The organism is Candidatus Marinimicrobia bacterium CG08_land_8_20_14_0_20_45_22 (genome assembly GCA_002774355.1).
In the GTDB taxonomy this organism is placed as follows: Bacteria; Fidelibacterota; UBA2242; order UBA2242; family UBA2242; genus 0-14-0-20-45-22.
Genome location: PEYN01000025.1, coordinates 39933 through 52226 on the forward strand (window position 1 = coordinate 39933; position 12294 = coordinate 52226).

Sequence of the window (12294 nt, forward strand, 5' to 3'; positions counted from 1 at the left end):
GGATATACGCCATGTCATGTCGTTTATTTCGTTCCTGTCTGAAGCGCTCCTTGCGGAGTCAAATGTTTGATCTGATCCAGTGGACTGCGAATCCTACCAAGTGATTTTTGACTGACATGGGTGTAGATTTCAGTCGTCTTTGAACTGGCATGCCCCAGTAACTCCTGTATAAAACGATGACCTGTTAATTCCCGCGGATGACGGGGCGCAAAGTACCAGACAAACGACCGCAGAAAACTAAGGTAGGCTTTTACGGTCTTCTGACTATAATTCCTCAGCCGCATTTCCCGGCGAATGGTCTCAAAAAATCCTGCCCGTCTATGTGAAATAGTCGGGTAGGCGGATAAAACTCTTCCCTCTGAACTCTGGCTTTTCACTTTAGGAGTAATCTGATTCATCTGGGTGAATTGTAAGCAGTTTTACGAGTAATATCAAGAAGAAATTTACGGCATTCTCTCTGATATGGAGACATGGGTTCCACCTCACCGGTTTATTTAATCCTGATATTTGGACTTGTCCGCCAGAGGCGGACTTATTCGCGTTAATTCGCGGTTCCTTCCTCTGTGTCCATTCACACGTTCCGTCAGATTCTTAGACCTGACGGCTGTATCTTCCGTGTCAGGTGTAATCAGATGAAGCAACGGGAAACAGTCTTGAACTATGATTGGAATGCTGTCTCGAACTATGATTGAAATGATTGAATGAAAACTATGATTAAGATGGAATCATAGTCCATCAGTGAATCAGTAAAATCATAGTGCAGACAACTGGTTTTGGTTACCCCGTTAATTTTCTTGCTGAAATTCTCTATAACCAATAGATTTTCACGTTATTGCTCGTGTTATATGACATTAAACAAACAGGTGAATTATGAAAACATTGATCGTTTTTGCCACAGGCAAGGGCACAACGGAAAAGTGCGCGAATTTATTAGCGGAAAAACTGACCGCCACGAAAGAAATCGTCAATCTGAAAAAGGGCTTTCCGGCGGATTATGATACGATCGTCATCGGCGGATCGATTCACGCGGGGAAAATTCAAGGCATCGTTCACAAATTTATCGATAGTAACCGCGAGACATTGATGAAAAAACGCGTCGGGCTGTTTCTATGCTGTCTGGAAGAAGTCGAAGCCGAACTTGATAAATATTTCACTACTTCTTTCCCGCAGGATTTGCGCGATCACGCTTTTACCAAAGGTTTCTTCGGTGGCGAACTCGTTTTTTCAAGCCTGAATCCGCTGATACGATTCATGATGAAAAAAATTGCCAAAACCGATCAAGATATTCACAGAATCCACGAAGACGCCATTGACCGATTTGCGGAAATAATCAATCAGCCTCTCTGATTTTGAAAGGAAAACCATGAAGAAATTTCATTTAACTCGACAGACGGTTGTTATTCTGGCGATTTTGACGCTCAGCCTGACCGGTTGTAAAAAACTGGATAATTTTCGCAAACAGATCGCCTTAATTGAAATCGAAAACATCGACCTTTCTCAAGTTAAAGATGGCGAATATGCCGGCGATTACAATACGACCTTCCTCAAAGTAAGCGTACTGGTGAAAGTGAAAGATCATCGCATCGAAAGCATTGATCTGGTTAAACACGAGAATGGACGCGGAAAAAAGGCGGAGGTGATTCCGTCTCTCGTCGTCGAAAAACAATCGCTGAAAGTCGATACAATTTCCGGAGCGACTTACAGCAGTTTGGTCATTCTTGAAGCCATTGAACTGGCGCTGAAAAAAGGAATGTAAAGACAGGAGACCTCTTCAAGCGATGAGAACGGAAAACTTTCGGATAACCTCGTTATAACATCCCGTTGATACGGAGCAAATCCATCGAGCATTCCGGCTTTTCCAGTCCAGACTTTTCATCTGATCGGTCGAAAAAGGCAACTTGAAATAATTCCTTGTCCAATGTTTATCTAAGTTATAAATTAACCGGTTGGTTAAACCGAAAGGATAAACCGAGGAGTTAAGTCAAAAGGAGCAAATCATGAGCGGAAATGAAAAAAATACCGAACAACTCATTCTCGACGCCGCCCGAAACGTGTTCATCGAAAAGGGCTTCGACGGCGCTCGGATGCAGGAAATCGCTGACACCGCGGGAATCAACAAAGCGCTTCTTCACTACTACTACCGAAGTAAAGACCAACTTTTCGAATCGGTTTTCCGTGAATCGCTCAGCACCTTTTTCCCCCGCATCTTTGAAGTCATGAGTTTCCCGATCGAACTTTCCGAAAAAATTAAACTTTTCATCGATAGTTACATCGACATCATTCTGCAAAATCCGCACATTCCGGCTTTCATCTTGCATGAACTGAACCGAAATCCGGCACGCATTACGGATATTTTACCGTTTACCGAAAAAACCATGAGCGGATTGCTCTCATCTCTATCTCAAGAAATCAAAACTGCCGGCTTTATCGAAATCTCACCCGAACAGTTGGTAACCAATATGATCAGCCTTTGTATTTTTCCCTTCATTGCCAGACCGATCATTCAGCCTATCTTTTTGGGCAACGACGCCGACCGCTTTGACGAATTTATCCAAAACCGCAAAACAGAAGTAACTCAATTCATCCTTAATGCACTGACGAAAAAATGAAGAAACAAGCATTTCTCTGCACGATCATTTTAACCGGCATTTTGTTAGCGCAAACGCCGGATACACTGACGCTGGATATTTGCCAAAGAAAGGCGCGTGAAAATTATCCGCTTTCCCGCCAGTCGGAACTTTTGGAGTCGGCTTCCAACCTTAAAATGCACAATTTGACTTCCAACTGGTTTCCGCAATTATCCTTCGCCGGTCAAACTTCTTATCAATCAGACGTGACATCAATCGATATTCCGATTCCAGGCGTCACGATTCCCGAAATTGAAAAAGACACTTACAAGTTGACGATGGACATCTCGAACACGCTTTACGACGGCGGCGCGACGCGCAAGCAAAAACGGATGGAACAAGCGGCTCTCAACGTCGATCGCCAAAACGTCGAAATTAGTCTTTATCAGTTAAAAGAGCGCGTGAATCAGATTTACATGTCCGCTCTTCTTTTGCAGGAGAACGAAAAAATCCTGCGGCTTGTATACAACGAAGTAAAATCCCGACTGGCAAGCGTCGAATCCGGCGTCCGAAACGGCGTTTTATTGCCGATGAATGCCGACGCTTTGCGCGCCGAAATCGCCAAGCTCGAACAACAGGTTCTCGAATTATCGCTTGGCAGAGAATCGGCGTTCGCCGTTCTTTCCGAATATCTCAATCTTCCTTTGTCACCATTAACTCCGCTCGCGATTCCGGAAATCGAAGTTAGCCAAGCAATTTCACTGGAGAACAGACCGGAAATCCGGCTCTTCGATTTTCAGAAGGAAAAACTCGACATCGGGAAGTCACTGCTGACCGTCCGCCAGATGCCGAAACTTTCCGCATTCGCGCAAATCGGTTACGGTCGCCCCGGATTGAACATGCTGTTGAATGAGTTCGACAACTTTTGGATGATTGGAATGAGATTGAGCTGGTCGCCATGGAACTGGAATCAGATGAAAAACGACAGCCGTTGGTTCGACATACAAAAAAACATCGTGCTCTCGCAGAAAGAAACACTGGAAAAAAACCTGCGTATCCTACTTCAAAATAACCGCATGGAAATTCAAAAATATGAAGCGCTGATCGCCAAAGATGACGAGATCATCGCCCTTCGAACTAACGTTAAACGATCCGCCGCATCTCAATTAGAAAACGGCGTTATCACGGCGACCGATTATCTCGCCGAACTCAACGCCGAAACGCAGGCAAAATTGAATCAACAACTGCACCGAATCCGGTTGGCTGGCGCAAAAATTAGTTATCAATACGACTCTGGAAAAATGGAATGATCTATGAAAACAATTCACAATCAACCTAAACAAATCACACTGGCAATTCTTGCAGGATTTTTCTTACTGACGATCGCCGGTTGTTCGAAGAATGGCCGCATTTCAGATGCTTATGGCAATTTTGAAGCAGTGGAAATCACCATTTCCACCGAAGCTAATGGTAAGATTCTGTAATTTGACGCAGAAGAAGGTCAAACACTGGAGGCGGGCGCAGTCGTTGGAATGATCGACCCAAGCGATCTGAATATCCGCAAGGCGCAATTTCTTGCCCAGCGCGACGCGGTCGAAAGTAAAATAGCGACAATTCAGTCGCAGATCGACGTTCAATTGCAACAGCAGGAAAATCTGTCAATAGAGAAAACGCGCGTCGAAAAACTCCTGAAAGATAACGCCGCCACACCGAAGCAAATGGACGACATCGTCGCAAATCTGCGTCTAATCGCCAAACAAATCAAATCCACAAAAACACAGGTCAATTCCGCCAAAAAAGAGATTGCCGTTATCGATAGACAGATCGATCAGGTCGATGAAAATATCCAGAATTGCCGAATCATGAATCCGATTTGTGGAACCGTTCTGAATCGATTTGCCGAAGCCGGTGAAATCACGGCTTATGGAAAACCGCTGTACAATATAGCCGATTTATCGACAATGGATTTGCGTGTTTATGTCAGCGGCGCTCAACTCTCTCAAATAACCGTCGGTCAGGAAGTCGAAGTTCTGATCGATGAGGATAAAAAGACCGATCAAAATCTGACGGGGACGATTGGCTGGATTTCATCGACCGCCGAGTTCACGCCGAAAACGATTCAGACAAAGGAAGAGCGCGTTAATCTCGTTTACGCCGTCAAGGCGAAAGTGAAAAACGACGGCTCGCTGAAAATCGGCATGCCGGGCGAAATAAACTTTTCACCAATCGACAAATAAGCGAAAAGCCGTCGTGATTTCCATTTCAGCTGAACATCTTGACAAATCCTACAAGCGTACTCGCGCGCTGGAAGATGTTTCATTTCACATCGACAAAGGCGAACTGTTTGGATTTATCGGCCCGGACGGTTCCGGCAAGACGACGCTTATTCGAATTCTCACGACGCTTATTGTTCCCAACGCTGGATACGCTACAGTAGAAAGTCTTGACGTCGTGAAAGATTACAAGAAATTGCGGACGATTCTTGGTTACATGCCGGGCAGATTCTCGCTATATCCTGATTTGACAGTTGAGGAAAACCTAGAATTTTACGCCTCGATATTTGACACGACGATCCATGAAAATTATCATCTGATTCGTGACATATACTTACAAATCGAACCGTTTAAAAACCGGTTAGCGGGAAAACTTTCCGGCGGAATGAAACAGAAACTCGCTCTTTCTTGTGCGATGATCCACAAACCGACCGTTTTAGTGCTGGACGAGCCAACGACCGGTGTCGATGCGGTTTCTCGCGTCGAGTTTTGGGAAATGCTGAAAAAATTGAAATCCGAAGGCGTGACAATCGTCGTCTCGACCCCCTACATGGAAGAAGCGGGATTGTGCGACCGAGTTGCTTTGATGCAGTTTGGAAAAATCATGAAAATCGCTCCGCCCCGGCAAATCATCGACGAATACCGCAGAAATCTCTTTTCTGTTAAAGCGGAAAATACTTATAAACTGATCGAAGACCTGCAACGTTTTCCGGAAACAGGAAGCGCGTTTCCCTTCGGTCAAAGTGTTCATTTCACGCCGAATTCGTCGGCGTTCCTCCCGAAAAGTTTGATTGATTTTCTCATTCTAAACGGTCACCAAAATCCGGATGTTCACCCGATCGAACCCAGCATCGAAGATTGTTTTATGGAACTGATGAGCGACTCGACTAACACCGGAGACATTTCAAAACCATGAATCATTCCACACCAATCATCCGCGTTCGAAATCTGGTCAAAAAGTTCGGAGACTTCATCGCAAACGATAGTCTGACGTTCGATGTTTTCAGCGGCGAGATTTTCGGATTCCTCGGAGCAAACGGCGCTGGAAAAACGACGGCAATCCGCATTTTGTCAGGTCTCTCTAAGCCGACTTCAGGAGAAATTTCCGTCGCCGGTTTCGACATTTACCATCAGACTGAACAGATCAAGCGGAGCATCGGCTACATGAGTCAGAAATTTTCGCTGTACGAAGATTTAACGATCACCGAAAACATTCACTTTTACGGAGGGATTTACGGATTGAAACGCAAAGAAATCAAAGCGCAGACAACAATTCTTTTGGAAAAACTCGGCATGAACGATTACAAGAATCAGTTAATCCGCGATCTCCCGCTTGGCTGGCAACAAAAATTGGCGTTTTCCGTTGCCATCTTTCACAATCCTAAAATCGTCTTTCTGGACGAACCGACCAGCGGCGTCGATCCGATCACACGGCGTCAATTTTGGAATCTGATCTACGAAGCGGCGCACGATGGAATTACCGTTTTTGTGACGACACATTACATGGATGAAGCCGAATATTGCGACCGGGTTTCCATGATGGTGGACGGACGGATTATCGCGCTTGATTCGCCTGAAAAATTGGTTCGGACAAACGGCGTCGCAAACATGAACGAAGTTTTCCTGAAACTGGCACGTTCTTCCACATTGGAGGTACAAGCCACATGAACCGTTTTGGGGGATTCGTCCGAAAGGAATTCCATCACATCTTCCGAGATAAACAGACGCTACTGATTTTGTTTGGCATACCAATCGCCCAAATGCTGATCTTTGGATTTGTCATCAGCAATGAAATCCGGAATGTCGGCATCGCCGTCTTTGACCAATCACACGACGAAGTTACCCTGAAAATCACCGAAAAAATCCTTTCCTCCGGCTATTTTTTACTGGAATATGACATTCATAACCCCAATGAAATCGCTAAAGCCTTTCGCGGCGGCAAGGTTAAGGAAGTCATCATTTTTGAAGGTGAATTTGCTAAAAATCTGGAAAAAACCGGAACGGCAAGTGTTCAGATCATCGCAGATGCGAGCGACGCCAATCTGGCAAATCTAATCACCATTTATACGACTGGAATCATTCAGGATTACGTCAGCAAGTCCAACTCGCAAAGTTCGCCACCAATGCAGATCATTCCCAAAGTTCGGATGCTTTATAACGAACAGATGAAAAGCGCGTTTATGTTCGTTCCGGGAATTATGGCGCTGATTCTGGTGATGATCTCTGCTCAAATGACTGCCATTTCAATCGCACGCGAAAAGGAAATGAGGACGATGGAAGTCCTGCTCGTTTCGCCACTCAAACCGATACAGATCATCGTCGGAAAAGTCGTGCCGTACGTTGCACTGTTATTTACTAACGCTGTGACGATTCTTCTTCTCGGATTTTTCGTTTTCGGCGTGCCGCTTCACGGAAGCGTCGTCCTGTTGCTGGCGGAATGTATATTATATATCTTGCTGGCGCTTTCGCTGGGTATTCTTATTTCCAGCATCACGGATAATCAATTGGTGGCAATGATCATGTCGGCGTTTGCATTGATGTTGCCAGTGATATTGTTGTCCGGTTTCATTTTTCCCATCGAGAATATGCCGAAGATTTTGCAATGGCTTTGCCAGATGATGCCGCCGAAATATTTCATCATCATCGTTAAGAACATTATGCTGAAAAATACAGGATTTCTGTACGTTTGGAAAGAAACGCTTGTCCTTTGCGGTTTCACCGCTCTGTTTATCCTGCTCAGCGTGAAAAAATTCAAAATCCGGTTGGAATAGATGCGCACAATCCTATTCGTTCTGCAAAAAGAATTTCTCCAGATTTTCCGCAACCGGATGATGTTGCCAATCATTTTCGTCCTTCCGCTCGTCCAAATGCTCATTCTCGTCAATGCCGCGACGATGGAAATGAAGAATCTGAACATATTCGTCGTCGATTGCGATTATTCCACGACTTCGCGGCAATTGGTCGGGAAATTCGCCGCGTCGCCGTTTTTCCGGATAACGGGTCAATCCACGACCTTGTCCGACGCCGAATCCAGCATGAAACGCGGCAAGACCGACATTATTTTAAAAATTCCATCAAATTTTGAGAAACGGTTGGTCAAGGAGAATCGCGCCGAAATCCAGTTTCTGATCAATGCAATCAACGGCACAGTCGCAGGAATCGGTTATGCGTATGCCGCTTCGATCACAAACGGTTTCAACCGGGAAATCATCTCGGAATGGCAAACGATTCCGACCGGCACAATCGGCGCGCAGAACATTCAGGTCAAACCATCTTTCTGGTACAATCCGGAATTGAATTACAAAGTCTTCATGGTTCCGGCAGTATTGGCGATACTTGTAACGATCATCGGCGCATTTTTGTCGGGTCTAAACATCGTTCGCGAAAAAGAAATCGGCACGATTGAACAGATCAATGTCACGCCGATTCGAAAATATCAATTCGTCATTGGAAAGTTAACGCCGTTTCTCATCATTGCGTTGTTGGAATTGGGTTTCGGGCTGACGCTCGGAAAATTAGTATTTGATATACCTATCACGGGTTCACTGGTTTTGCTGTTCTTTACGGCGGCGATTTATTTGTCGGTCGTTCTCGGGTTTGGTTTATTGGTCTCGACGATGGCAAAGACGCAACAGCAGGCAATTTTTATCAACTACTTCTTCATGATCGTTTTTATGATGATGAGCGGGCTCTTTACTTCGACGGAAAGCATGCCGGACTGGGCACAAAGATTAAATGTGCTTAATCCCATCGCCTATTTTATGCGACTCGTGCGGACGATTTTACTGAAGGGTTCCGGAATCTCCGACATTTACCGCGATGTCATTTCGTTGGCTATTTATGGCGTTGCCATGCTGAGTCTAGCGACGTGGCGCTACCGGAAAACCGTGTAACAAAAAATCATCAGGCATTCTCCGCCGTTGGAGGATTCTGGAATTGGTCGTTGAGGTATTTTAGTTGGCTTGACACTTACTATTCAGACAGTCATTCTAATCCACAGAAAGAAAACAGTCTGAATCGCTGATTAAACGGATTGCGCCAGCCTTTAGTCAGGGGAAAAAACCTCTTACGCCAAATGAAAATTAGAAAATCGACTTCAACTATCTAAGATTCCCCACAAGCGGGATTTCCACTTCGTTCCAGCTTCGCCACGGTTATTGTATCAGCACTAATCCATAGTGTCAATTCCTGCTTGATTTATTCTTTCTTTTTTAGTCAGTTCATGTAGCTCAGAATGACAGCGTTAAGAGGAATCTTCTTCGTACGCCGCTTAATCTTAAACTTCTGCTTTTGCCTTTACTTTATCTCTGCATCCTCTGCACCCATTTGGTTAATACTCTCTATTCATTCTACCCTCTTTCTTTTCAGATGAATTTTCTGTATTTTTGTAATGTGCAAACGGAATGAGTAAAAAATCACTTAAAATATTGAACCCTCATTATCACTTCAGCGCTGAAAGTTCACATCGAACCGCCATCTGGATTGTGAAGACAGCGAAAAAAACAACCTCGTACGCCAAATTGATTCCGATTCATCAGGCAAATTTCATCACAATTCAACGTTCGGAGGAATCATGATTCCAAAAATCAACGCCACACAGACACGCGCCTGGCACCATTTATCCATTCACTATATGGGCACAAAAAAGACGCCGATCCGCAACTATTTTAAAAACGATCCGGACCGATTTCGGAAATTTTCGATCCAATTTGAGGATATTCTCGTCGATTATTCCAAGAACCATTACAGCGACGAGACAATCCCGGTGATGCTTGCGCTGGCTAAGGAAACGCAATTAGCGGAAGCGATCCGGTTGATGTTCAGCGGCGGTACGATCAACGAGACAGAAAATCGGCCGGCGCTTCATATCGCATTAAGAAACCGTTCCAACACGCCGATTTTCGTTAACGGCAAAGACGTCATGCCGGAAGTCAACGCCGTTCTGAAACAGATGGAGAAATTCTCGAATGCCGTACTATCCGGGGAATGGAAAGGATTCACCGGAAAACCGATTACTGACATTGTTAACATCGGCATTGGCGGAAGCGATCTCGGTCCCGTTATGGTAACGGAAGCGCTTCGCCCGTACTGGAAACACATTTACCCGCATTTTGTATCGAACATCGATGGAACAGACATCGCCGAAACGCTGAAGAAAGTCCAGCCGGAGACAACACTTTTTATCATTTCATCGAAAACATTCGTGACGCAGGAAACGATGGCAAACGCCCAAACGGCGCGCAAATGGTTTTTGGAATATGTCAAAGATGAATCAGCGGTAGCGTCTCACTTTGTCGCTGTTTCGACAAACGAAGCAGCAGTTCAAAAATTCGGTATCGCTACTGAAAACATGTTCCGGTTCTGGGATTGGGTTGGCGGACGATTTTCGCTCTGGTCAGCGATAGGCCTTTCTATTGCCTGCACAATCGGTTATAAGAATTTCTGTGAATTGCTCGACGGCGCGCATGCAATGGACAAACATTTCCGCGAGATGCCGATCGAGAAAAATATTCCCGCGATTCTAGGATTTCTCGGCATTTGGTATCGGAATTTTTACAAATATGAGGCACAGGCGATTCTACCCTACGATCAGTATTTACATCGCCTGCCTGCTTATCTTCAGCAATTGGATATGGAGAGCAACGGGAAAAATGTCGATCGGAACGGTGCTCCCATTAAGTACCAAACCGGGCCGTTGATTTTCGGCGAGCCGGGAACGAATGGTCAGCACGCCTTTTATCAGCTTCTGCATCAAGGAACCAGCATCGTTCCATGCGATTTTCTCGCACCTGCAATCAGCCAGAATCCGATAGACGATCATCACCGGATTCTGTTATCCAATTTTTTTGCTCAAACCGAAGCGCTGATGAATGGTAAATCGGAAGACGATGTCTATAGAGAATTACTGGATAGCGGCAAGAATGACGAAGAAATCCAAAAACTTCTGCCGTTCAAGGTTTTCACAGGAAATCGTCCGACGACATCCATTTTATATAAAAAAATGACACCTCGTACGCTCGGCAGTTTAATCGCGATGTACGAACACAAAATCTTCGTCCAAGGGTTTTACTGGAATATTTACAGTTTCGACCAATGGGGCGTGGAACTTGGCAAACAACTGGCGTTTAAAATCCTGCCGGAATTGTCGGACGATTCGGTTGTTATCGCTCATGATTCCTCGACAAATGGATTGATTAACACTTATAAGGAATTTATTAAGTCATGAATGAGACTTTCGCCGAATGACTCAGACAATTTAGGCGGGTTTATCTTAGGGATAATTCCGTGAGTCGGGCTGGAGTAAGTATATCGTGAAAAAAGAATTGTTTATATTGTGATTATTATCACAACGAATGCCTGATAATACTATTAAAATATATTTGGAGAGAGAAATGATCCATCAAGAAGTTATTTTGGAGAGTTGTTACGACAAAACAGCAATTTGAAAAAAAAACAGAAATCAACATCCTAAGGAGGTTAAAATGCGTAAAAGTACAGTGATTTTAATGTGCGTATTGTTGCTTTTCAGTTTCGCTCTGGGCGCGAACCGCGACGCGGTGCAAAACGTATCGAAGTTGCGAATGATGAAAACATTGACCGCGAAAAAAACCGAAACGCCGGTTGTAAAGAGCGTCGCGATACCAACACGGACGATCGTGAACGAAAGTCGTCAATTGAATCGCTTCATGGACACACAATCAGCGATCTCGAATCGTCCGGCGGCTGTCAAACTCAACTGGAAAGAAATGTTTACAGTCAATGGCGGGCAGGAAAATGCCAAGATTATGATAGAGGCTCCTGATACGTTATTAATGACTTACGGTGCGACGGATTCCATCGCGTACGTCGCAGGCGCGACGTTTTATTTCGCAGTTCCTGCACCGGATACGGTCTTTTTTGACATTCTCTTTGATGATGGCGACAGCATCTTGACCGAAAACGATCCTTCAATCAGTGAAATTTCTGGTGAAAAATTAATTCTCCTGGATGGCCAGGAACCTGACATGACACCGGCCGGCGATGGCATTGTCGCTTTCGCGATGACTACAAACATGTTGGACGATGTCATCGCGTTTTTCGGAGTACAGGATTCCCGCCTATTCCTGACCGCTAAACTTCGGACTGTTCCGGACCCGGCCATCGGCATTATCGATATACTCGCTCCCGATGAGAACACGAGTATTTCCGGGTACGTAACGTATGGACAGACTCCTCTTCAGTATATCGCCGTATGGGCTGCGTTCTTAGGCGATACCACGAGGCCGACAAAAGAAGATAACATGATAGGTTTTCTGGCTGCTACCGATGTAAACGGCGCCTATACAATTGAAATACCAGATGCATATCACGGATTTTACGTCGTAGGAGCACAAGATATTTGGGGATTCTATCCGGGTATGTACGCGCCCCAGATGCAGGAGCCAATTTATGTAAATACCGATATAACGGGTATC

The 12294-nt window shown here is 45.0% G+C and carries 10 protein-coding genes and 2 pseudogenes; 11 read left to right on the forward strand and 1 reads right to left on the reverse strand.

The genetic code is table 11. The annotated features are described in order from the left end of the window. Positions 1–23: 23 nt before the first annotated feature. Positions 24–176: pseudogene (locus COT43_01930) on the reverse strand (recombinase XerD). Positions 177–870: 694 nt separating this feature from the next. Here COT43_01930 and COT43_01935 point away from each other — a divergent pair. The 11 genes and pseudogenes from COT43_01935 to COT43_01985 form a co-directional block, all read left to right on the forward strand. Continuing rightward, positions 871–1347, forward strand: a complete 477-nt coding sequence (locus COT43_01935) for a flavodoxin (GenBank protein ID PIS30392.1) — start codon at positions 871–873, stop codon at positions 1345–1347. Between the two features lie 16 nt (positions 1348–1363). Beyond that, positions 1364–1756 (forward strand): FMN-binding protein, encoded by a 393-nt coding sequence (locus tag COT43_01940; protein ID PIS30393.1) that lies wholly within the window; start codon positions 1364–1366, stop codon positions 1754–1756. A gap of 241 nt (positions 1757–1997) precedes the next feature. Next, a complete protein-coding gene (locus COT43_01945; protein PIS30394.1) occupies positions 1998–2609 on the forward strand; it encodes a TetR/AcrR family transcriptional regulator in 612 nt (203 codons plus the stop codon). Beyond that, positions 2606–3877: a hypothetical protein gene (locus COT43_01950; protein PIS30395.1), complete on the forward strand. Its 1272-nt coding sequence runs from the start codon at positions 2606–2608 to the stop codon at positions 3875–3877. The genes COT43_01945 and COT43_01950 overlap by 4 nt, the downstream gene beginning before the upstream one ends. A gap of 3 nt (positions 3878–3880) precedes the next feature. Continuing rightward, positions 3881–4804, forward strand: a pseudogene (locus tag COT43_01955) (HlyD family secretion protein). A 13-nt stretch (positions 4805–4817) separates the two neighbouring features. Beyond that, positions 4818–5756 (forward strand): ATPase, encoded by a 939-nt coding sequence (locus COT43_01960; GenBank protein ID PIS30396.1) that lies wholly within the window; start codon positions 4818–4820, stop codon positions 5754–5756. After that, positions 5753–6508 (forward strand): ABC transporter, encoded by a 756-nt coding sequence (locus tag COT43_01965; GenBank protein ID PIS30397.1) that lies wholly within the window; start codon positions 5753–5755, stop codon positions 6506–6508. Before COT43_01960 ends, COT43_01965 begins: the two co-directional genes overlap by 4 nt. Next, complete coding sequence (locus COT43_01970) at positions 6505–7611, forward strand: multidrug ABC transporter permease (GenBank protein ID PIS30398.1); 1107 nt, start codon at positions 6505–6507, stop codon at positions 7609–7611. Before COT43_01965 ends, COT43_01970 begins: the two co-directional genes overlap by 4 nt. After that, on the forward strand, positions 7612–8733 hold the full coding sequence (locus COT43_01975) for an ABC transporter permease (GenBank protein ID PIS30399.1): 1122 nt from the start codon (positions 7612–7614) through the stop codon (positions 8731–8733). It begins immediately after the preceding gene. Positions 8734–9413: 680 nt separating this feature from the next. Further along, on the forward strand, positions 9414–11066 hold the full coding sequence (locus tag COT43_01980; protein PIS30400.1) for a glucose-6-phosphate isomerase: 1653 nt from the start codon (positions 9414–9416) through the stop codon (positions 11064–11066). A 256-nt stretch (positions 11067–11322) separates the two neighbouring features. Further along, on the forward strand, positions 11323–12294 hold a 972-nt coding region (locus COT43_01985; GenBank protein PIS30401.1), incomplete at its 3' end, for a hypothetical protein.

What these genes read in the sequence shown, in the direction of transcription:
- COT43_01945 (PIS30394.1), top strand. Translation starts at nt 1,998, where the DNA reads ATGAGCGGAAATGAAAAAAATACCGAACAACTCATTCTCGACGCCGCC.
- COT43_01950 (PIS30395.1), top strand. Translation starts at nt 2,606, where the DNA reads ATGAAGAAACAAGCATTTCTCTGCACGATCATTTTAACCGGCATTTTG.
- COT43_01935 (PIS30392.1), top strand. Translation starts at nt 871, where the DNA reads ATGAAAACATTGATCGTTTTTGCCACAGGCAAGGGCACAACGGAAAAG.
- COT43_01940 (PIS30393.1), top strand. Translation starts at nt 1,364, where the DNA reads ATGAAGAAATTTCATTTAACTCGACAGACGGTTGTTATTCTGGCGATT.
- COT43_01975 (PIS30399.1), top strand. Translation starts at nt 7,612, where the DNA reads ATGCGCACAATCCTATTCGTTCTGCAAAAAGAATTTCTCCAGATTTTC.
- COT43_01965 (PIS30397.1), top strand. Translation starts at nt 5,753, where the DNA reads ATGAATCATTCCACACCAATCATCCGCGTTCGAAATCTGGTCAAAAAG.
- COT43_01970 (PIS30398.1), top strand. Translation starts at nt 6,505, where the DNA reads ATGAACCGTTTTGGGGGATTCGTCCGAAAGGAATTCCATCACATCTTC.
- COT43_01980 (PIS30400.1), top strand. Translation starts at nt 9,414, where the DNA reads ATGATTCCAAAAATCAACGCCACACAGACACGCGCCTGGCACCATTTA.